We start from the raw sequence: 20,710 nt of genomic DNA, 5'->3' as shown, positions 1-20,710 counted from the left end.
TCACGACCACCACCCCGACTCCGCCAACAGGCGGTGCAACTCCCGACAGACGCACCCGGCGGCCGGCTCGGCAAGGAGCTGCCGAATCCGCGCCTCCTTCTTTTGCTCTCTCAGCCGACGCGCCAACGCATCCGTACGGCCCCACGCAGCCAGCAATGCCCCCTGGCACCCCAACGCCACATCGCAGGCCGCCCAGAACTCACGCGACGCGACCTGGCGCCCTACCTCCACATTGGCGATCGAGCTACGCGACCACTCCACCAAGACCGCTAACCGCTCCTGAGTCACACACACCGACCGCCGCGACTCCGCCAGCGCACGCCCCAATGCCCGGCGAGACTCAGCAACCAGCTCAGGCGTTACCGCATCGACTCTGCTGGGAGCCGCGAGCGCGGCCATGAAGGAAACCGTCACTTGCGGCCACCACTCGCCTCCGAGAAGCGAACCCGCGGCCAAGCCTGCGCGCACTCCGCAGCGGTATGCGCTTGGTATGACGGCATAACGGCAGCCATCGCTACTGCGCCCGTCGCTCGGCCAGCGAGTACACCCGCGCCCCCTTGCCCGCTGTATCCGCATCGGCCACAGCCGGAGCAGCGTCGACCGGACCAGCGCCAACGCTCAATACGTCGATCAGCACCCGGAGTGGACCGGCCACCAACGTGATGCAGCCCGGCGAGTCCTCGTGCCACGTAACCGAGGCCGCGCCCGAGCCAACGCTGACCCGCACCGCCACCGCGCCGGCCGACGCCACCGGTAACCCGCCGGGAGCGGTGGCACTCTGACCGGTAGCCACTGCCGGCGAACTCGCCGGGCAAATGTCGGCCGCTGCGTCAGGCCGCCCGGTGGCCGAACCCTGCCCCACCATGCTCTTGCCGGGATCTTTGGCATGCCCCTGGATGACGAAGAAACCAAGCTCAGCGTCGGTGGCCTTGTCCAACACAGCACACAGCGCCGTGCGGTAATGCGCCGAGGGCCACCGAGTCTCACCACGTTCAAGACGGCCGATGTAGCGGGAAGCGATATAGGTCCGGTGACCCGCGTGCTCGTACAACCAGGCGTTGACCGCCTCGGCCAACTCCTGCCGCGACATCGGCCGACCCGACCCAGAAGGCGACCGCAACGACAGCCGCGCCGCGCGCAGCAGATCATTCGGTCCGGGTTGATACACCACGAGGAAAGTCCGTCCATGATCGATTCTTGTCCTGCTGCACCGGTGCGGCGATCCGATACGCGCACTCCGCACCAGTGCGCGAACGTCACGCTTCCGCCCTACTCGTACGGGAACCTGCCGACGTGTCGGCCGTAGTCCGGCTATCGATCGCGCTGCCGAATCAGCCTTCACGCGCTCCGCAGCGGCGCGTGTGGGCATCACGGCAGCAGCAGTGGTCGCCATGGCGGCGGCCTACCGAACCGGAAGCAGCGCAGGGATGCCCACGCGACGGGCGTTGATTAGCTCCGGACGGGAAGCTCCCGGTCGTCGGCTCGGCAACCGCAGTGTCCGCGAGAACACGACCACTGCTGTCTCCCGCATGTAACACGGACCCGGAATGCCGCATGTTAGGCCTCGACCGCTCGCGCTGGATGTCGTATGCACGTCGAGGGTCCGTTGCGCCTCGGTCAGTTGCTCCTCGGCGGAAGTCCGGTAATAGGTCGTGGCGCTCATCCCGTCCCCCTCAGATGAGCCGGTGCGCTGATCGCCCAAGGAAGGCGGTCCGGCCTCGTCAGCAGCCGGGCACTCCATCCGCGCGCCTACTCATGATCGACAAAGGTCGCTACTCTGAGGTCGCGGCGGTTGGGGCGTCTCAGGTTCACCAACCGCCGCGACTGGACACAGCGTTGCGGGGCGAACACGCTTGTTGAAGTACCTCGCCGTCTACAAGCGTCGACAGTTGGGGCGTTCCTGTGGTCGATACCTTCGGAGAAGTGCTGAGATCGATGCGTGAGGCAGCGGGCCTCAGTCTCTCGGCTCTGGCGACGAGAACCCGATATCACAAATCAGAGATTGGCCACGTCGAGACTGGCCGCAGGCAAGCAAGTTCTGACTTCGCCGCCGCTTGTGACCGGGAACTAGGAACCACCCCGCTGCTCTCCGTCCTTCTGGAACTCGGCGATGGACAGGGAGACAACGTGAAGCGACGAGCGATGTTGGCGAACATCGGCGCGGCAGCGACGATGGGCGGCCTCGGGCTGACTGTCCTTGCCGATCTCGTACGAGATGGACTGCTGGATACCGCCGACAGCGGCGAGGACTGGGACGACACCATCGAGGCGTACAACCGGCGCTTTGTCACGGAGCCCTCCGCCGAGTTCGGCCGCTCTCTGCTCAGTCAGCTCATGATCGCGCGGCACCAGATCGCAGACCGAGGGAAGACGCCGGAGCGATTGAGAGCTGTTGCCGAACTCGGACAGTTGTACGGGCTGTGGCTCGGCAATCAGGGTGATGTGTCATCGGCGCGCAACTGGTACCGCACGGCCGCCCTTCTCGCGGACCGGAGCGAGCACACGCCCACCCGGGTCTACGTCCGAGGCCGCGCGCTGTCGCGTGGCATTTACGAGGGCTACACGGTCCGAGAGACTATTGACGGCGTTGATGAAACGCTGAGCCTGTCGAAGTGGCCTACTCTCGGCGCTCTGGAGGCGTACTCAGCCCTGGTGCACGTTCACGCCCTCACGGGCAACCTGACCGACGGCCGCAGCGCGGTCACGGGCATGCGCCGCGTGGCTGATGGCCTATTTGACTCAGGCCTGTCAAAGGTCGCCGGCCCGATCCAGCGCACGGCATCCTTCCACAGCTACCTTGAGTGCCGCATCGGATCGATGAAGGCTGCCGAACGAGCCTTCACCGAAGCCGAGCCCGTGTTGCGCCCGGTGCCGGTCTGGTTGGCAGACGCCAGGATCTACTACGGGCGAGCCATGGTGACCCACGGCGACACGGCCGGCGGGATCGCCTTCGCGCTGGACGCGATCAAGCAACTACGCCACGAGGTGCGCGTGGTCGGACTCGGTGTCAGTGACCTATTGTCTGCCGTCCCGGCCGCCCACCGTTCCGACGAGCTTGATGAGCTGCGTACCTACGCCGCCGCCGGTTCGGGTCCATGGGAGAACCTGGCCTGAACCCGCACGCGCTGCGAACCGGGACGGACTCGATTGAGCCGTCCCGGGCTTCGTTGGCGGACCCGCCACCGCCGAAGCCGCCCTGATCCGTACCGTTACCAGGATGACCACGCGCCCGCCGTCCACTGAACCAGTCATCACGCGCCGACCCGCCGTCCGGCCGTGGTTTGAACCAGACCTAGACGGCACAAAGTCGGCTTGAGCGGGACTTTTCGATATTGCAAGGTCATATCCACTTGATCGGGTGGGTCACCGAGAACACCCACCGGCCGCCGGGCGCAGCACCCGGAACACCTCCCGCATCACCGCCGCCGAGTCGGCCACGAACGGGATCGCCCCGAACGCCGTGCAGGCGGTGTCGAACGCCGCGTCGGGGAAGGGCAGGGCCAGCGCGTCGGCCTGCACCAGCGGGACGCGTACCCCCGTGCGGTCGGCCGCGGCGGCGGCGTGCCGCAGCATCCCGGCGGAGAGGTCCAGCGCGACCGGCCGGGCCCCGCGGGTGGCCAGCCAGCGGGCGGCGGCGGCCGCCCCGCAGCCCAGCTCCAGCACCCGCCGCCCGGTGACGTCGCCGAGCAGCCCGGCGTCGGCCTCCCGCAGCCCCTCCGGGCACCACACGAAGTCCACGTCGCCCAGGAAGGCCCTGTGCTCGGCCTGGTAGTCGTCGGCATCGGCGTCCCACCAGCCGCGGTTGGCCCGACGGGCCTCCGCGTCGCCCACCCGGCGCCGGGTCACCCGGCTGTCGTCGTCCACGCCCGTCACGCTAGGTCCCGGGCGGCGGCCACCCGCCACCGGCGTGACACCTGTGACCTAAGAGACAGCGGGGACTCCTTACAGCCGAAATCTCCGCTTTCGCAGCTGACGCGCCAGCGAGAGGGCGGGAGGGCTTGCACGCTGTGGTAATGCAGCGGGTAGGCTAGACGATGCGCTCGCGGATCGTGTGCCTCGGCAGGGAGCAGGTGCGCGGTCAACGGAGCCACATCACATGATCCCACTGAGCGATCGTTCGGTGTGCCCGGCGACGGATCCGCTGGCGCGAACAGGTCACCGCGACACCAGCCTGCTGTGACAAAACATCCGACCGGAGCAACCGCCCACATGACGAGCAGCATCGAGGCCCCCTCGAGCGCCACCCGGGTCACCCACGACGATCTCGGTTCCGAGGAGGCTTTCCTCGCCGCGATCGACGAGACCATCAAGTACTTCAACGACGGCGACATTGTCGAAGGCACCGTCGTCAAGGTCGATCGGGACGAGGTCCTGCTCGACATCGGCTACAAGACCGAGGGCGTCATCCCCTCGCGGGAGTTGTCGATCAAGCACGACGTGGACCCTGCCGAGGTCGTTTCGGTCGGTGACCACATCGAGGCCCTCGTCCTCCAGAAGGAGGACAAGGAGGGTCGCCTGATCCTCTCGAAGAAGCGGGCGCAGTACGAGCGGGCCTGGGGCACGATCGAGAAGATCAAGGACGAGGACGGTGTCGTCCGCGGCTCGGTCATCGAGGTCGTCAAGGGTGGTCTCATCCTCGACATCGGGCTGCGGGGCTTCCTGCCCGCCTCCCTGGTCGAGATGCGGCGGGTGCGCGACCTGCAGCCGTACGTCGGCCGCGAGCTCGAGGCCAAGATCATCGAGCTGGACAAGAACCGCAACAACGTGGTCCTGTCCCGCCGGGCCTGGCTGGAGCAGACGCAGTCCGAGGTGCGCACCGAGTTCCTCAACAAGCTGCAGAAGGGCCAGGTCCGCAAGGGCGTCGTGTCCTCGATCGTCAACTTCGGCGCGTTCGTCGACCTGGGCGGCGTGGACGGCCTGGTGCACGTCTCCGAGCTGTCCTGGAAGCACATCGACCACCCGTCCGAGGTCGTCGAGGTGGGCCAGGAGGTCGAGGTCGAGGTCCTGGACGTCGACCTGGACCGCGAGCGGGTCTCGCTGTCGCTGAAGGCGACCCAGGAGGACCCGTGGCGGCAGTTCGCCCGTACCCACGCGATCCAGCAGATCGTGCCGGGTAAGGTCACCAAGCTGGTGCCGTTCGGCGCCTTCGTCCGGGTGGACGACGGCATCGAGGGCCTGGTCCACATCTCCGAGCTGGCCGAGCGCCACGTCGAGATCCCGGAGCAGGTCGTCCAGGTCGGCTCCGAGGTCATGGTCAAGGTCATCGACATCGACCTGGAGCGCCGCCGGATCTCGCTGTCGCTGAAGCAGGCCAACGAGGGCTTCGTCGAGGGCGAGGAGCACTTCGACCCGACCCTCTACGGCATGGCCGCGACCTACGACGCCGAGGGCAACTACATCTACCCGGAGGGCTTCGACCCGGAGACGGGCGAGTGGCTCGAGGGGTACGAGAAGCAGCGCGAGGCGTGGGAGCAGCAGTACGCCGAGGCGCGCCAGCGCTGGGAGGCCCACACCAAGCAGGTGCAGAACTCCCGTGCCGCCGAGGCCGAGGCCGCTGCCAACCCGGCTCCGGCCGTGTCCGGCGGTGCCGCTGCGGCCCCGAGCCGGCAGGCCGAGGAGCCGGCGGGCACCCTGGCCACCGACGAGGCGCTCGCCGCTCTGCGGGAGAAGCTCGCCGGCGGCAAGTGACCCTGGTGACGACTCCGGCTCGGCGCGGCTGACGCGCGGGGCGAGTCGCCACTGACGACGATGGGCCCCGTCCCCACGATTCGGTACCACCGGGTCGTCGGGGGCGGGGCCTTCGCCGTTCCGCCCCGCGTCTCCCGGGCGGCCGGGAGCGGCACCGCCGCCACGTCCCCGCGATCTTGCACTTTGTGCCCCTGCTATGTGCTGTTGTGGCTGTCTTGTCGGGGCCGTAAGTGCAAAATCGCGGGGACGGGCAGGGCGGGGGCGGAACGGGGAGCGGGGCGGGGCAGGGCGGGGGCGGGTTGGCGGGGGTTGCCGGGATCCGGTTGACTGGTCCGGTGCTGAGGGTGGGACTGACCGGCGGGATCGGGTCCGGCAAGAGCGCCGTGGCGGCCCGGCTGGCCGCGCTGGGCGCGGTGGTGATCGACTCGGACCGGATCGCCCGCGAGGTGGTCGTCCCGGGCAGCGACGGGCTGGCCGAGATCGTCGCCGCCTTCTCCGACCGCGTGCTCGGCCCCGACGGCGCGCTCGACCGGGCCGCGCTCGGCGCGGTGGTCTTCGCCGACGACGGAGCCCGCCGTCGGCTGGAGGCGATCACCCATCCCCGGGTGCGAGCGCGCTCCGCCGAGCTGGCCGCCGCCGCGGCCCCGGACGCCGTCGTGGTCAACGACGTGCCGCTGCTGGTCGAGGTCGGGCTCGCCCCGACGTACCACCTGGTGGTCGTCGTGGAGACCGCGGTGGCGACCCGGCTGGCGCGGCTGGAGCGCGACCGGGGGATGGACCGGGCGGAGGCCGAGCGGCGGATCGCCGCGCAGGCCGACGACGCACGCCGCCGGGCGGCAGCCGACGTGGTGCTGCGCAACGACGCCAGCCTGGACGAGTTGCACGCCGCCGTGGACCGGCTGTGGCACGAACGGCTGGTGCCGTACGAGGCGAATGTGCGCCACGGGCGGGCGGCCCGCCCCGACCGGGTGGTGCTGACGGGCCCGGACCCGAGCTGGCCGGAGCAGTACGCCCGGCTGGCCGCCCGGATCCGGCACGCGATCGCCCCGGCCGACCTGCGGATCGACCACATCGGGTCGACGGCCGTACCCGGCCTGGCCGCCAAGGACGTCGTCGACATCCAGCTCACCGTGCCGAGCCTGGCGGAGGCGGACGGCCCGCTGGCGGAGCGGCTCGCCGCCGCCGGCTTTCCCCGGCTGCCCGGGGACTGGTGGGACAACGCCCGCGTGGCTCGGGCCGGTGGCGCCGGATTCGCTGGGCCGGGCGAAGGATCGGCGGACGCGGTCGGCGGCCGGTGGGAGAAGCGGCTGCACGGCAGCGCCGACCCCGGCCGCCCGGTGAACCTGCACCTACGCCCGGCCGGCTCGCCCGGCTGGCGCTACGCGCTTCTCATGCGCGATCACCTGCGGGCCGACCCGCAGCAGCGGGAGGCGTACCTGGCGCTGAAGCGGCGGCTGGCTGCCGGCGGGCCGGGCGTCGCTGGGTACGCCGACGGCAAGGAGCCGTGGTTCGACGAGGAACACCAACGGGCCGAGGAGTGGGCCGCCCGTACCGCCTGGCGGCCCTGAACCCGCGCCGGCCCTGATCCGCCCCGGCCCTGATCCGCCCCGGCCCCGGCCCGCCCGCCCGGCCTGGCGGCCCTGACCCGCGCCGTCGCCGGCCCGTCCGGGTGTGCCCCCGTCAGCGGGCGGGGGCGGCCACCGGCGGCAGCGCCGGCGTCGGGCCCGGGACCAGATCGAGCTGGGCGTACGTCCCGAGGCGGGTGCGCAACTCGAGGCGGCGGAGCAGGCCGTCCCGGTCGATCCAGTAACGCAGCAGCCCCGGACGGGCGGCCACCTCGACCACGTCGACCGTCCGGTCAGCGACGCGGTCGCCCCGGATCCGGCGCGCCGACGTGGGCGGCACCGCCGCCTCGCCGGCCTGGAGCGCGGCGGCCAGCAGGGCGTCCACGTCGTCGGCCCCGGGCGGGTGCCGCTGCCAGGCGTCGCGCGGGGGCGGCAGCGGGGGAGGGCCGGCGACGGGGTTGCGGGTGTTCGCCGCCGCCCACACCCCGGCCGGGTCGTAGCGGCGCAGCGTCCGTCCGTCCGGCGCGTCCGGGTCGCCGACCGCCAGGTACGCCGCGCGGGCCGTCCAGCTCACCCAGCCCGTACCGCGCGGCGTGACCCCCGGCGCGACCGGCGCGGTGAGCGTCACCGCCGCACCACCCTCAGCCCGTAGCCGGGCCGGCAACCGGGCGAGCCGGTCCTCCTCGGGGCCGGTGAGCGCCCGGGGCAGCCCCGGCCGCCCGCCCAGGGCAGCCGCCGGCCACAGCGTCGGTCGGTTGGTCCGATGCAGTTCCAGGCTCACCGGTACGCCGCCGGGCAGGCGTCCCTCCAGCCGGTGCAGGCGCGCGTCCCGGTCGACCCACCAGCGGGCCGGCCCGTCCAGCGCCCGTGCGGCGGCGGACGGCCTCGGGGCGGCCGGCAGGCTGGGCAGTGGGCCGGGCCAGGTCGGGCCGGGCGCAGCCGTCCCCGGGCCGGCGGTGTCCCGCCGACCGGTGGTGTCGGGCAGCGGGGCCTGGAGGACGTCCACCGGCTGGCCGCCGGCCTCGGCGCGGCCCAGCCAGCGGCCTTCGCCGGCGGGCAGCGCCCCGGCCGGCTCCGGGCGGGGCGCGGCGAGCGCGAAGAGCAGGTCGAGCGCGGGGCGCAGGGCCCGGGTTGAGGGGTCCCGCACCCGCCATCCGTCGGCCGGCGGCACCAGTGGCGGGGGTGCCGGGGCGGGCACCGCCGCGGGGTCGGGCCGGGCGAGCAGCAGCCGGGGAGTGGCCTGGACGAGTCCCCGGTCCGCCCCGGCCCCGGGGCCGCCGACGTCGACGTACGCCAGCGACCGGGACCAGTCGATCCAGCCCACGACGTCGATGCGCCCGCCCGCGTCGCCGAGGGTGAGCCGCAGTCCCGACCGGACGTCCCGCTGGTTGGTGACCCGCACGGCGGCGAGCCGCTGCGCCTCGGCGTCGCTCAGCGGCCGGGAGGGCTCCGGCTCCGCCGGCGCCCAGGTCAGCAGCACGGCGGCGAGCCCCGCCGCCGAGGCGACGGCGGCCACGCCCAGCGCGACCCGCAGGGCGCGTCGGCGGCCGGCGGCGGGCCGGTGGGCCGGGTTGACCAGCGTGTCGGCGGGGGGCGCGTCGATCTCGCCGAACCTGGTCGTCGGGTCGGCGTGGTCGGCCACCGGATCGTTGGGAGTGGTGCGGTCGGCCGTCGGGCCGGCGGTGCGGTTCGGCCGGGACGAGTTCTCCACGGGGGGATGAACTTGCGGCGCGCCGGACAGGTGACGCCCGTGCGGCGGGGCGGAAGCCGGCGGCGCCGCCGACACGCGGCGGTGGGACGGTGGGTGGCGCTCGCGCCCGTGGGCGGGCCGTGCCGGGCGCCCGCGCGGCGGTGGGACGATCGGCGGCGCTCGCATCCGTGGGCGGGCCGCCGGACGCCCGCGCCGCGGGCGGCGAGAGGGCCCGCCACGGGTGGGTGACTGGGGCGCTCGCGGCGGCCGGTCTGCGCCTCGGCGCGACCACCTCGGGTGCGCACGCCGGTCGTCCCGGGTGCTGCGACCTCCTGTGCCGGGGGCGCGCCGGCCCTTCGAGGGGCTCGGCCGCCGGCCCGGACGGCCGCCGCGAGCGGCCTACGGAAGCACACTAGCGCGGTGAGATGTGCCACACAATGCGAATATTGAAGCCGATCACGGACTGTCCGTAGTCGGTCCGGGTTGTCGGACCCCCGGCGTACCGTGGAGGTCATGGCGCTCGACATTCCCCGGCTCGACGGCCGCTTCCAGGTCGTCAGTGAGTTCCAGCCGGCCGGCGACCAGCCGGCCGCCATCGACGACCTGGAGCGTCGGGTGCGTCGCGGCGACCGCAACACCGTCCTGCTCGGCGCCACCGGCACGGGCAAGAGCGCCACGACGGCCTGGCTCGTCGAACGGCTGCAGCGGCCGACGTTGGTGCTGGCCCCCAACAAGACGCTCTGCGCCCAGCTGGCCAAGGAGTTCAGCGAGCTGCTGCCGCACAACGCGGTGGAGTACTTCGTCTCCTACTACGACTACTACCAGCCCGAGGCGTACATCCCGCAGACCGACACCTACATCGAGAAGGACTCCTCGATCAACGAGGAGGTCGAGCGGCTGCGGCACTCGGCGACGATGTCGCTGCTCACCCGCCGCGACGTGGTCGTCGTGGCCACGGTGTCGGCGATCTACGGCCTGGGCACCCCGGAGGAGTACCTCGACCGTGCGGTCCGGGTCGCCGTGGGGCAGGAGCTCGACCGGGACCAACTGCTGCGCCGCCTGGTCGACATCCAGTACACCCGCAACGACGTGGCCTTCCAGCGGGGCACCTTCCGGGTGCGCGGCGACACGCTGGAGATCATCCCGGCCTACGAGGAACTGGCCGTCCGGATCGAGCTGTTCGGCGACGAGGTCGAGAAGCTCTACTATCTCAACCCGCTCACCGGCGACGTGGTCCGCGAGGTCGACCACCTGCTGATCTTCCCGGCCACGCACTACGCGGCCGGCCCCGAGCGGATGGAGCGGGCGATCCGCGACATCGAGACCGAGCTGGCCGAGCGGCTCGCCGAGCTGGAGCGGCAGGCCAAGCTGCTGGAGGCGCAGCGGCTGCGGATGCGCACCACCTACGACATCGAGATGATGCGCCAGGTGGGGTTCTGCTCGGGCATCGAGAACTACTCCATGCACATCGACGGCCGGCTGCCCGGCAGCCCGCCGCACTGCCTGCTCGACTACTTCCCCGACGACTTCCTCACCGTTGTCGACGAGTCGCACGTGACGATTCCGCAGATCGGCGGCATGTACGAGGGCGACGCGTCCCGCAAGCGCATGCTGATCGACCACGGATTCCGGCTGCCCAGCGCCGCCGACAACCGGCCGTTGCGCTTCGACGAGTTCCTGGAGCGGGTCGGCCAGATGGTCTTCCTCTCCGCCACCCCCGGTCCGTGGGAGCTGGAGCAGGCGCAGGGCGAGTTCGTCGAGCAGGTGATCCGGCCGACCGGGCTGATCGACCCGGAGGTGATCGTGAAGCCCACCAGGGGCCAGATCGACGACCTCATGCACGAGATCAAGCTGCGCACCGAGCGGGACGAGCGGGTGCTGGTCACCACCCTGACCAAGAAGATGGCGGAGGACCTGTCCGACTACCTGCTGGAGAACGGCATCCGGGTGCGCTACCTGCACTCCGAGGTCGACACGCTGCGCCGGGTCGAGTTGCTGCGCGAGCTGCGCAAGGGCGACTACGACGTGCTGGTCGGCATCAACCTGCTCCGCGAGGGCCTGGACCTGCCCGAGGTGTCCCTGGTGGCGATCCTCGACGCCGACAAGGAGGGCTTCCTGCGCAGCGGCCGGTCGCTGATCCAGACGATCGGCCGGGCCGCCCGGAACGTCTCCGGCCAGGTCCACATGTACGCGGACAAGATCACTCCGTCGATGGCGGACGCGATCGAGGAGACCAACCGGCGCCGGGCCAAGCAGATCGCGCACAACGAGGCGCACGGGATCAGCCCCGAGCCGCTGCGTAAGAAGATCCACGACATCCTCGACGACATCTACCGGGAGGCGGAGGACACCGACTCCCGGATCGGCGGCGCGGTGCGGCAGCTCTCCCGCGGCAAGGCGCCGGTCAAGGAGACCCGCAGCCGTGGCCGGGCGGGGGCGACCGGCCCGTCCCGGGAGGGCATGGCCCGGGCGGACCTGGCCCAGCTCATCCAGGAGCTCAACGACCAGATGCTGGCCGCGGCGCGGGAACTCCAGTTCGAGCTGGCCGCGCGCATCCGTGACGAGATCGCCGACCTCAAGAAGGAGTTGCGGGGGATGGACGCGGCCGGCGTGAAGTGACGCCCCCACGTGCGCGGCGAGGCCGGGCCCTGGCACCCGGGGAGCGCCCCGCCGCCGCTCAGCCCGGCGCCCCGCCCCCGCCGACCACCGCGGGCCGCCGCCTCACCCCGCCGCCACTCAGCTCGCCGCCGCGCTCCCGCAGGCCACCCCCGGCCGCCGTGTCACCCCGCTGCCGCGCCTGCCTGCCGACGGCGGCCGGCATAATTGCGGTCAGCGAGCAAGGTATTGCACACAGTGATCGAGGTGCGTAGTCTCCGTCCTGGGGAGGCGGGGATGCCGTTGCCAACGAGTCCGGTGATCCGACGTGCGCGGCTGGGCGCTGAGCTGCGTCGGCTGCGCAGACGCGAGGAGCTCACGCTGGAGCAGGTCTGCGGCCGCCTCGGCTGGGCCTCCACCTCGAAGCTGTCCCGCATCGAGCTGGGCCAGAGCCGGCCCGACCTCGCCGACGTGCTCGATCTGCTGGACGCCTACCGGGTCGCCCCGCAGGAGCGGGACATGCTGATCGCCATCGCCCGGGACGCGGCGACCGGCCGGGGCTGGTGGAAGGCGCTCGGCGGGATGGGGGAGCGGCAGCGCGCCTACGCCGAGCTGGAGGGCGGCGCGGCGACGGTGGTGGAGTACCAGCCCGCCGTCATCCCGGGCCTGTTGCAGACCCCGGCGTACGCCCGGCTGCGGCTCGGCGTCGCCCGGCTGCTCGACTGCGACGTGGACGTCGAGGCGGACGTGCGCGCCCGGCTGGTCCGGCAGGAGGTGCTGCACCGGGTTGATCCGCCCCAGTACACGGCACTGTTGGAACTGGCCGCGTGCGACCCGGGCGGGGTGCCGGACGGGATCTGGCGCGAACAGCTGCGGCACCTGGTCACTCTGGCGGCGAAGCCGCACGTGACGATCCGGATGATCCCGCCCGGCGTGACCGCGGGCGGTGTCCACCCCCTGACCCCGTTCTCCCGGTACTCGTTTCCGGACCCGGCCGACCCCCGCACCGTCATGCTCGAGGCGTTGACCACCGACGTCCGGCTGGGCTCGCCCACCGACCTCGCCTGGTACGACGCGGTGGTCGATCGGCTGCTCGACGCCGCCCTGCCGGCCGCCGAGACGGTGGCGCTGCTGGCCCGGCTGGTCGAGGACCCCGGGCTGTTGGGCCGCACGGCCGACGATCCGGCGCCGCCCGTCGTGGGCCGTTCGGGCGGTCACCCGCCGTCGGGCCGTGCCGAGGACCCGGCGGCGTTGCCCCGCCCCCGGCCGTCGACCGACTGAGGGCCGGCAGCCGGGGCGTGCGGGCACGGTCGTCTGTCGGCGGAGCGGGAGCCGATGGTGTCGCGCCGCCGCCGGGCCAGGCGCCCCCGAGCCCGCCGGGACCGGCGGCCGGCGCGTGCGCGCGTACGGTAACCGGGGGGTACGACAGCGAGGGCTGGACGCGGAGCCGGGGGGCCGGAGGGGCCGGCGCCGGGCTCAGGCCGGGACGTCGACGAAATGCTCGACCAGCGGCGGGCCGGCGAAGTGCGGGCCGATCAGCGCCCGCCACTGCTGGAACCGCTCGGTGGCGCGGAAGTTCTCCTCGTGGGCCGCGACGGAGTCCCACTCGACGAGCAGCACGAACCGCGACGGCGACTCGACTCCCCGGGTCATCCGCACCGACCGGCAGCCGGGCGTGCCGGCGAGGACCGGCCGCCCCTTCGCGTACGCGGCGGCGAAGTCGTCCTCGTGTCCGGGCGTCACGTCGATCAGCGCGACCTCAAGCACCATGCCGGAGAGCCTGCCATGTGCCCGTCGACGCCCGACGCCCACCCGAGGTGAACTGGCCTCCTAGGAAGCCTCGTCGGCAGAGACATCCGTCACCATTTCCGAGGTGGAACGCCCGGGCGAGGAGACGGGGATCTCAAGCCGCGGGAGGCGGAGGTGCGGTCCGGGCAGGTCATGGTGAACAATGGGGCCGAAGGAGGGGAGTATTCCCCCGCGACGGAGTCGTCAGCACGGTCGACCGCCGACCCCCTCGGTGGCGCGACCCGGCTCCGTCGGTCACCGGCCGGCTCGTGGGGCGGTGGCGGAAGAGACCTCCGACAGTCACCACTGTCCGCGTCGCCGCACCACACGCCCCGTACGGAGCGTACGGTGTGCCCGACGCCGCGTGTCTGCCGGAGGATCAATTGAACGTGTCCGGATTGGTGTGGGCGGGAACGCTCGTCGCGCTGACGGCTGTCCTGCTCGTCGACCTGCTCATCATCGGTCGGCGACCGCACGAGCCCAGCGTGCGGGAGTCGAGCCTCTGGGTCGGCTTCTACGTCGGGCTGGCGCTGCTCTTCGGGGTCGCCGTCTGGCTCACCGCGGGCCCCAGCGCGGCCGGCCAGTTCTACACCGGCTGGCTCACCGAGTACAGCCTCTCGGTGGACAACCTCTTCGTCTTCGTGATCATCATGGCCCGCTTCGCGGTGCCCCGGCAGTACCAACAGAAGGTGCTGCTGATCGGCATCGTGCTGGCGCTGGTGATGCGCGGCGGGTTCATCGCCGCCGGCGCGGCCCTGATCTCCCAGTTCACCTGGGTCTTCTACATCTTCGGCGCGTTCCTCATCTACACCGCGATCAACCTGATGCGGCAGGGTGAGCCGGACGAGGACGAGTTCAGCGAGAACGTCCTGATCCGGTGGAGCCGCCGGGCGCTGCCGATCTCGAAGGACTACGACGGCGCGAAGATGACCACGCACGTGAACGGCCGCCGGCTGTTCACCCCGATGCTGATCGTCATGATCGCGATCGGCACCACCGACCTGATCTTCGCGCTGGACTCGATCCCGGCCATCTTCGGCATCACCCAGGAGCCGTACCTGGTCTTCACCGCGAACGTCTTCGCGCTGATGGGGCTGCGCCAGCTGTACTTCCTGCTGGGCGGGCTGCTGGACCGGCTGATCTACCTCAGCATCGGGCTGGCCGTGGTGCTCGGCTTCATCGGGGTCAAGCTGGTGCTGGAGGCCCTGGCCGACAACCACCTGCCGTTCGTCAACGGCGGGGAGCCGGTGGGCTGGGCCCCGCACATCCCGATCTGGCTGTCCCTGGTGGTCATCCTCGGCACGCTGTCGGCGGCGACCGTGGCCAGCCTGCTCAAGTCGGCCCGGGACCGGCGGCGGGAGCTGGCCGCCGCCCGCTGACGGCCCACGACGCGGAAAAGGGGCGCCCCCGGGGCCGGGTGGCGCCCCTTTTTCAGACCCGGTGCGCGCCGACCAGGGTGGCGCTGCGCTCCTCGGGCAGCGCCTCCTCCAGCACCTCGCGCTGCCGGTAGCAGGCGTGCAGCATCCGCCGGTCGTCGCCCTGCGGTGCGGCGCTGACGATCCCGATGTGGTGGATCTTCCTGCCGGGGCGGGCGAAGAAGTAGAGGTCGCCGGGACGTTCGGCGCCCGGCGGCAGGGGGGTGGTGGCCCCGGCCTGGTCGACGGCGTCGCGGGGCAGCATCACCCCGAACCGCCGCCACGCCAGGTGCACCAGGCCCGAACAGTCGATCCCGTACGCCGACACGCCGCCCCAGACGTACCCGACGTCGCGGAGCCGGGCGGCGACGGCGAGCACCTCCGCCGCGGACGGCGGCGCGGCCGGCAGGGGCACCACGTGCCCGTCGGGCAACCAGAGCGGGCGGTCGTACCCGGGGGCGCGCACGGGACGCCAGCCGTCGACGGGCGGGCCGGCCGGGGTGAGCCGGGTGCCGAGGACGACGCCGGGCAGGAGCGGCTCGCCGCCGGGCGCGGCGTGCAGGGCGGTGACGGTGGCGTCGACGACCAGCGGGGTGTCCGCCGGGGTCGGGGCGTCGTCGGCGGGCGGGGCGAGCTGTGCCGCCGGCAGCCATCCCGGGTAGCCGCGGGCGTCGAGCCTCGGCGCCGGCTGCTCGACGGCCACGACGTGCGCCCAGCCGTCGGGGCGCAGCTCGGTGACCAGCACCCGCTCGCCGAGCAGGAGTTGGCTCAGCACGCACTCGCCGACCTGCTGGTCGGCGTCCATTCCGGAGATCCAGGCGGTCACGTCGGCGTGCGCGTCGAGGGCGGGACGGTCGACGGGGCGGACCGTCTCGGGGGCGGTCCAGAGGGTCGCGACCGCGACCCGGACGACGGCCTCGCGGCCCGGTTGCAGTTCCACGTCCACCCCCAGCGTGAGGCGTCACCCTCAGGCGAGGGTATGAAACTTTTCGCCGCTACTCAACTCGCTGGCTGCATGTTTGCTTCGGTCAGGGCGGTGACGCCGAGCCCGGGCGCGTCGGGCAGCACCACGGTCGCGCCGTCGTACCGGATGCCGCCGCGCACCGGCGACCACGCCAGCCACCAGGCGGCGTCGAGGTCCGACACGGCGGTGGTGCCGTAGGCGGCGACCAGGCTGGCGGCGGCGCCCAGCCCGATCTGGCTCTCCATCATCGACCCGACGATCGTGCCGACGCCGTGCGCGGCGGCCAGGTCGAGCAGCGTGCGCGCGGCGTGCAGGCCGCCGCACTTGGCCAGCTTGACGTTGACCATGTCGGCGGCCCGCCGCCGGATCACCTCGACCAGGTCCCGCACTCCGAACACCGACTCGTCGGCGAGGATCGGCAGGCCGACCCGGTCGCTGACCCAGGCCAGGCCGTCGAGGTCCCAGCGGGCCACCGGCTGTTCCACCAGCTCCACGTCCAGCCCGGCGTCCTCGATGCCGCGGATCACCCGGACCGCCTCGCGGGGCGTCCAGCCCTGGTTGGCGTCCAGGCGGATGCGCACCTGCGGGCCGACGGCGGCGCGGACCGCGCGGACGCGCTCCAGGTCGCCGGCCGCGTCGGTGCCCACCTTGAGCTTCAGCACGGAGAAGCCCTCGGCGCGCCGCTTCCGGGCGGCGGCGGCCAGGTCGGTGGCGTCGCCGGCGGCCAGGGTGACGTCCGTCGGCACGCGCAGGGCCGTGCCGCCGAGCAGCCGCACCAGGGGTACGCCGAGCCGGCGCGCCGCCAGGTCGTGCAGGGCGGTGTCGACCGCCGCCTTGGCGGCCTCGTTGCCGGCGACCGCCCGGGACACCTCGGCGCAGCGGGCCACCAGGTCGTCGGCGTCCCAGCGGACGAGGGCCGGACCGAGCATCTCGCGGACGCACGCCTCGGCGCCGGCCAGCGACGCGCCGGTCACCTGCCACACCTGCGGCGCCTCGCCGAACCCGGAGCGCCCGTCGTCGTCGATCAGCTCCACCACGAGGGTGTCGACGGTGGTGGTGCGGCGCAGCGCGGTCACGAACGGGGTGTGCAGGGGCGCGGAGAGCCGGTGGGTGCGTACCGCGGCGATCGTCATGTGCGGCACCCTATACGGGTCGGGGCGAGGGCAGGGGAGGCCGGATGGCGGGGCGGGACTGGACGCTGGTCGGGGCGCCGAACGCGCGTGACCTGGGAGGGATGGTGGGCGCGGACGGCCGGCGGGTGCGGGCGGGTCGGCTGATCCGGACGCCGGCGCTGGGCCGGCTGACCGACGAGGATCTACCGGTGCTGGAGAAGCTGGCGCCGGCCTGCGTGGTGGACCTGCGCGACGACTCGGAGATCGTGGCGGGTCCGGCGGACCGGCTGGTCGGCGAGCTGCGGGTGGTGCGCCTGCCGGTGTACGACGCGGCGCATCCGGTGTTCACGGCGGTGGCGGAGGTGCTGCTGGGGCACGACCTGGGCGCGGAGGCGACGCTGGCCGTGCAGGGCAGCCCGGCGGCGATGGCGGCCATCTACCGCTGGTTCGTGACGGGGGAGGGAGCCCGGGCGAGCTTCGGGGCGGCGGTCCGGCTGGCGGCGGAGGCGGAGAACCTGCCGCTGCTGTTCCACTGCACGGCCGGCAAGGACCGCACCGGCTGGCTGTCGGTCGTCCTGTTGACGGCGCTGGGGGTGGACGAGGCGGCGATCCGGGCGGACTACCTGCGTACCAACGCGCAGACCGAGAGCCTGCGGGAGGTCGTCCTGCAGGCGATGCAGGCCCGGCAGCCGGTGTTGGCGGAGGCCGCGATCCGGCCGCTGCTGGAGGTACGCGGGGAGTACCTGGACGCCGCGTACGACGAGGTGCGGCGGGTGCACGGGTCGTTCGACGCGTACCTGCGGGACGGGCTGGGGCTGACCGGGGCGCACCTGGCGGCGCTGCGGGACAACCTGCTGGACTGAGGCGGGGCCGCCGGGCGGCCCCCGTCAGTCGGCGGCGGTCAGGTCGTGGCGGGCGGCCCAGACCCGGGCGGAGATGTCGGCGAGCAGGCGGCAGGCGTCGTCGTCGGCCCCCTCGCCCTCGGCCAGGTCGGTGGTGGTGCAGACGACGAGCACGTACGGCGGGGCGTCGGGCGGGTAGACGACGCCGGCGCCGTGCCGGACGCCGCGTACCCAGCCGTTCTTGTGGGCGATCGGGACGCCGTCGGGCAGCCCGGCGGCGAGGTCCTCGCGGAACTGCTGGGCGTGCAGGACGTCGAGCATGGCGGCGCAGGCGGCGGGGGTGGCGAGCGGCCCGGGTCGGGCGGCGCCGGCGGCCAGCCCGCCGAGCAGGGCGGCCAGGTCGGCGGCGGTGACCAGGTTGGTGATGCCGGCCTCCCGGGCCGCGAAGTCCTCGATGCCGCGGCCGGTGACGCTGCGCCGGGCCCCGGCGAGCTGCCAGGCACGGGCGACGGCGGGCAGGCCGACGTCGCGGAGGCAGATGTTGGTGGCCAGGTTGCTGGAGCGCACGATCATCCGCTCGGCGAGCCAGCGCAGCGGCGCGGTGCCGCCCTCCCGCTGCCAGACCGTCTCGTCGTTGTCGTAGTCCCGGTCGCAGGAGAAGCGGGGTGCGCCGGGCAGCGCCGAGTCGAACCGGTTGCGGACGGCGACGGGGGCGTCGAGGTCGAGGGTGCCGGCCTCGGCCGCCCGGTGCAGCGCCAGCAGGACGGCGACCTTCATCGTGCTCGCCGCGTAGTGGGTGGCGTCGGGGTGCCGGGTCCAGGTGGGGGCGGCGTCGAGGTGGCCCGCGTACGCCGAGACGGTGCCGGGCAGCGTGTCCAGGTGGGCGTCGAGCTCGTCCCAGGTCATGCCGGTGACCGTAACCGATCGAGCGGGACCGGGTACGGCGCGGGGCCGGGAGCCTCGTCGGCTCCCGGCCCCGGTGGTCGTCGCCCGGTCAGCCGGCGTGCTTGCGGCGGGCCGCCGTGCGGGCCCGGGCGGTCTGGTCCAGCACCACCTTGCGGATGCGCACCGCCGCCGGGGTGACCTCGACGCACTCGTCCTCGCGGCAGAACTCCAGGGCCTGCTCCAGCGACAGCTTGCGCGGCGGGATGAGCTTCTCGGTCTCGTCGGCGGTCGACGAGCGCATGTTGGTGAGCTTCTTCTCCTTGGTGATGTTGACGTCCATGTCGTCGGAGCGGGAGTTCTCCCCGACGATCATGCCCTCGTACACCTCGGTGCCCGGCTCGACGAAGAGCTGGCCGCGTTCCTGGAGGTTGGTCATGGCGAACGCGGTGACGCTGCCTGCGCGGTCGGCGACGAGCGAGCCGTTGTTGCGGGTACGCAACTCGCCGAACCACGGCTCGTACGACTCGAAGACGTGGTGCAGGATGCCGGTGCCCCGGGTCTCGGTGAGGAACTCGGTGCGGAAGCCGATCAGGCCGCGCGCGGGGACCAGCCACTCCATCCGGATCCAGCCGGTGCCGTGGTTGACCAGTTGCTCCATGCGGCCCTTGCGGGTGGCCAGGAGCTGGGTGATCGCGCCGAGGTAATCCTCCGGTGCGTCGATGGTCAGCCGCTCGACGGGCTCGCAGGTCTTCCCGTCGATCTCCTTGGTGACCACCTGGGGCTTGCCGACGGTCAGCTCGTACTGCTCGCGGCGCATCTGCTCGACGAGGATGGCCAGGGCCAGCTCGCCGCGGCCCTGCACCTCCCACGCGTCGGGCCGCTCGGTGGGCAGCACCCGCAGGGAGACGTTGCCGACGAGTTCCTTGTCGAGGCGGTCCTTGACCATGCGGGCGGTGACCTTGGCGCCCTTGACGCGGCCGACCAGCGGCGAGGTGTTGGTGCCGATGGTCATCGAGATGGCGGGCTCGTCGACGGTGATCAGCGGCAGCGGGGTCGGGTTCTCCGCGTCGGCCAGCGTCTCGCCGATCATGATCTCGGGGATGCCGGCGACGGCGATGATGTCGCCGGGGCCGGCGGAGTCGGCGGGCTTGCGTTCCAGGCCCTCGGTCATCAGCAGCTCGGAGATGCGTACCCGCTGGGTGCTGCCGTCGGTGCGGCACCAGGCGACGGTCTGGCCCTTGCTGATGGTGCCCTGCCGGACGCGGCACAGCGCCAGCCGGCCCAGGAACGGGGAGGCGTCGAGGTTGGTGACGTGCGCCTGCAGCGGCGCGTCCTCCTCGTAGGCGGGCGGCGGGATGGTGTCGAGCAGGGTGCGGAACAGCGGCTCGAGGTTGTGGCTGTCCTGCGGTACGGCGCCGTCGGCGGGCTGGGTGAGGGAGGCGATGCCGTCGCGGGCGCAGGCGTAGACGATCGGGAAGTCGATCTGCTCCTCGTCGGCGTCCAGGTCGAGGAACAGCTCGTAGGTGTCGTCCACGACCTCCTTGATCCGGGCGTCGGGGCGGTCCACCTTGTTGATCACCAGGATGATGGGCAGCCGGGCGCGCAGCGCCTTGCGCAGCACGAAGCGGGTCTGCGGCAGGGGGCCCTCGCTGGCGTCGACGAGCAGCACCACCCCGTCGACCATGGTCAGGCCGCGCTCGACCTCGCCGCCGAAGTCGGCGTGGCCGGGGGTGTCGATGATGTTGATGGTGACCGGCTCCGACCCGTCCGCCGGCAGGTACCGCACGCCGGTGTTCTTGGCCAGGATGGTGATGCCCTTCTCGCGTTCGAGGTCCATCGAGTCCATCACGCGCTCGGTCGTCTCGCCGCGGGCGCCGTACGCGCCGGCCTGCCGCAACATGGCGTCGACCAGGGTGGTCTTGCCGTGGTCGACGTGAGCGATGATGGCGACGTTGCGGAGGTCGGTGCGTAGCTGCATACCCTCCATACTCCTGTCTGCGGTTTGCCGGGCGCGTGCCGGGGTCACCCCCGGATCGCCCCGGATCTGTGCCGAAACTGCTGTTTCGACCGTTCGTGGGTCGGCCTGCAACCCCGCGTCGGTCGGGGGTCGGAGGAATGCCCTGCCGACCGCGCCGCAGGGGCTGTCGCCCCTGTTCGTCCAGGTGA

At 72.6% G+C, this 20,710-nt stretch carries 14 protein-coding genes and 2 pseudogenes; 7 read left to right on the top strand and 9 right to left on the bottom strand.

Annotated elements, in window-relative coordinates; translation table 11 throughout:
- Both ACGFIZ_RS06990 and ACGFIZ_RS06985 read right to left on the bottom strand, forming a co-directional pair.
- Nucleotides 1–399 carry a helix-turn-helix domain-containing protein gene (locus tag ACGFIZ_RS06990; RefSeq protein WP_393416855.1) on the bottom strand — a complete coding sequence of 133 codons (399 nt, stop codon included), beginning with the start codon at nucleotides 397–399 and terminating at the stop codon, nucleotides 1–3.
- A 115-nt stretch (nucleotides 400–514) separates the two neighbouring features.
- Nucleotides 515–1,090 (bottom strand): hypothetical protein, encoded by a 576-nt coding sequence (locus tag ACGFIZ_RS06985; RefSeq protein ID WP_393416625.1) that lies wholly within the window; start codon nucleotides 1,088–1,090, stop codon nucleotides 515–517.
- A gap of 812 nt (nucleotides 1,091–1,902) precedes the next feature.
- Here ACGFIZ_RS06985 and ACGFIZ_RS06980 point away from each other — a divergent pair.
- Nucleotides 1,903–3,114 carry a multiprotein-bridging factor 1 family protein gene (locus ACGFIZ_RS06980; protein ID WP_393416623.1) on the top strand — a complete coding sequence of 404 codons (1,212 nt, stop codon included), beginning with the start codon at nucleotides 1,903–1,905 and terminating at the stop codon, nucleotides 3,112–3,114.
- 229 nt (nucleotides 3,115–3,343) lie between these two features.
- Here the strand turns inward: ACGFIZ_RS06980 and ACGFIZ_RS06975 are convergent.
- Nucleotides 3,344–3,903, bottom strand: a pseudogene (locus tag ACGFIZ_RS06975) (class I SAM-dependent methyltransferase); the annotation flags it as partial.
- Between the two features lie 306 nt (nucleotides 3,904–4,209).
- On the opposite strand from ACGFIZ_RS06975, the gene rpsA reads away from it, so the two are divergent.
- A complete protein-coding gene (rpsA, locus tag ACGFIZ_RS06970) occupies nucleotides 4,210–5,688 on the top strand; it encodes a 30S ribosomal protein S1 (protein ID WP_347669546.1) in 1,479 nt (492 codons plus the stop codon).
- Nucleotides 5,689–6,023: 335 nt separating this feature from the next.
- Complete coding sequence (gene coaE, locus ACGFIZ_RS06965) at nucleotides 6,024–7,256, top strand: dephospho-CoA kinase (protein WP_393416621.1); 1,233 nt, start codon at nucleotides 6,024–6,026, stop codon at nucleotides 7,254–7,256.
- A 112-nt stretch (nucleotides 7,257–7,368) separates the two neighbouring features.
- On the opposite strand, the gene ACGFIZ_RS06960 is transcribed toward coaE, so the two are convergent.
- Complete coding sequence (locus ACGFIZ_RS06960) at nucleotides 7,369–8,964, bottom strand: hypothetical protein (RefSeq protein ID WP_393416619.1); 1,596 nt, start codon at nucleotides 8,962–8,964, stop codon at nucleotides 7,369–7,371.
- 492 nt (nucleotides 8,965–9,456) lie between these two features.
- On the opposite strand from ACGFIZ_RS06960, the gene uvrB reads away from it, so the two are divergent.
- Nucleotides 9,457–11,562 (top strand): excinuclease ABC subunit UvrB, encoded by a 2,106-nt coding sequence (gene uvrB / locus ACGFIZ_RS06955; RefSeq protein ID WP_393416617.1) that lies wholly within the window; start codon nucleotides 9,457–9,459, stop codon nucleotides 11,560–11,562.
- Nucleotides 11,563–11,835: 273 nt separating this feature from the next.
- Nucleotides 11,836–12,687: pseudogene (locus ACGFIZ_RS06950) on the top strand (DUF5753 domain-containing protein); the annotation flags it as partial.
- 327 nt (nucleotides 12,688–13,014) lie between these two features.
- On the opposite strand, the gene ACGFIZ_RS06945 reads toward ACGFIZ_RS06950, so the two are convergent.
- A complete protein-coding gene (locus ACGFIZ_RS06945) occupies nucleotides 13,015–13,308 on the bottom strand; it encodes an antibiotic biosynthesis monooxygenase family protein (RefSeq protein WP_393416615.1) in 294 nt (97 codons plus the stop codon).
- Between the two features lie 401 nt (nucleotides 13,309–13,709).
- Here ACGFIZ_RS06945 and ACGFIZ_RS06940 point away from each other — a divergent pair, with 401 nt between their 5' ends.
- Entirely contained in the window at nucleotides 13,710–14,705 is a 996-nt protein-coding gene (locus ACGFIZ_RS06940; protein ID WP_393416613.1) for a TerC family protein, read from the top strand.
- Nucleotides 14,706–14,757: 52 nt separating this feature from the next.
- On the opposite strand, the gene ACGFIZ_RS06935 is transcribed toward ACGFIZ_RS06940, so the two are convergent.
- Nucleotides 14,758–15,681 carry an NlpC/P60 family protein gene (locus ACGFIZ_RS06935; protein WP_393416611.1) on the bottom strand — a complete coding sequence of 308 codons (924 nt, stop codon included), beginning with the start codon at nucleotides 15,679–15,681 and terminating at the stop codon, nucleotides 14,758–14,760.
- Nucleotides 15,682–15,740: 59 nt separating this feature from the next.
- On the bottom strand, nucleotides 15,741–16,838 hold the full coding sequence (locus ACGFIZ_RS06930) for a mandelate racemase/muconate lactonizing enzyme family protein (RefSeq protein WP_393416609.1): 1,098 nt from the start codon (nucleotides 16,836–16,838) through the stop codon (nucleotides 15,741–15,743).
- Between the two features lie 44 nt (nucleotides 16,839–16,882).
- Here ACGFIZ_RS06930 and ACGFIZ_RS06925 point away from each other — a divergent pair, with 44 nt between their 5' ends.
- Nucleotides 16,883–17,680 carry a tyrosine-protein phosphatase gene (locus ACGFIZ_RS06925; protein ID WP_393416607.1) on the top strand — a complete coding sequence of 266 codons (798 nt, stop codon included), beginning with the start codon at nucleotides 16,883–16,885 and terminating at the stop codon, nucleotides 17,678–17,680.
- Between the two features lie 24 nt (nucleotides 17,681–17,704).
- Here the strand turns inward: ACGFIZ_RS06925 and ACGFIZ_RS06920 are convergent, their stop codons facing one another.
- Together ACGFIZ_RS06920 and typA are read right to left on the bottom strand one after the other, a co-directional pair.
- Complete coding sequence (locus tag ACGFIZ_RS06920) at nucleotides 17,705–18,565, bottom strand: serine hydrolase (protein WP_393416605.1); 861 nt, start codon at nucleotides 18,563–18,565, stop codon at nucleotides 17,705–17,707.
- Nucleotides 18,566–18,653: 88 nt separating this feature from the next.
- Nucleotides 18,654–20,522, bottom strand: a complete 1,869-nt coding sequence (gene typA / locus ACGFIZ_RS06915) for a translational GTPase TypA (protein WP_393416603.1) — start codon at nucleotides 20,520–20,522, stop codon at nucleotides 18,654–18,656.
- Nucleotides 20,523–20,710 lie beyond the last annotated feature (188 nt).

Origin of the sequence: Micromonospora sp. NPDC048830 (genome assembly GCF_043198215.1) — a bacterium.
Classification (GTDB): domain Bacteria; phylum Actinomycetota; class Actinomycetes; order Mycobacteriales; family Micromonosporaceae; genus Micromonospora.
This window is presented reverse-complemented; position numbering and strand designations above follow the sequence as displayed.

Bases quoted from the DNA above. Each gene is read 5' to 3' on its own strand.
- rpsA (WP_347669546.1), top strand. From the start codon at position 4,210: ATGACGAGCAGCATCGAGGCCCCCTCGAGCGCCACCCGGGTCACCCAC.
- ACGFIZ_RS06945 (WP_393416615.1), bottom strand. From the start codon at position 13,308: ATGGTGCTTGAGGTCGCGCTGATCGACGTGACGCCCGGACACGAGGAC.
- ACGFIZ_RS06925 (WP_393416607.1), top strand. From the start codon at position 16,883: ATGGCGGGGCGGGACTGGACGCTGGTCGGGGCGCCGAACGCGCGTGAC.
- typA (WP_393416603.1), bottom strand. From the start codon at position 20,522: ATGCAGCTACGCACCGACCTCCGCAACGTCGCCATCATCGCTCACGTC.
- uvrB (WP_393416617.1), top strand. From the start codon at position 9,457: ATGGCGCTCGACATTCCCCGGCTCGACGGCCGCTTCCAGGTCGTCAGT.
- ACGFIZ_RS06920 (WP_393416605.1), bottom strand. From the start codon at position 18,565: ATGACCTGGGACGAGCTCGACGCCCACCTGGACACGCTGCCCGGCACC.
- ACGFIZ_RS06990 (WP_393416855.1), bottom strand. From the start codon at position 399: ATGGCCGCGCTCGCGGCTCCCAGCAGAGTCGATGCGGTAACGCCTGAG.
- ACGFIZ_RS06930 (WP_393416609.1), bottom strand. From the start codon at position 16,838: ATGACGATCGCCGCGGTACGCACCCACCGGCTCTCCGCGCCCCTGCAC.
- ACGFIZ_RS06985 (WP_393416625.1), bottom strand. From the start codon at position 1,090: ATGTCGCGGCAGGAGTTGGCCGAGGCGGTCAACGCCTGGTTGTACGAG.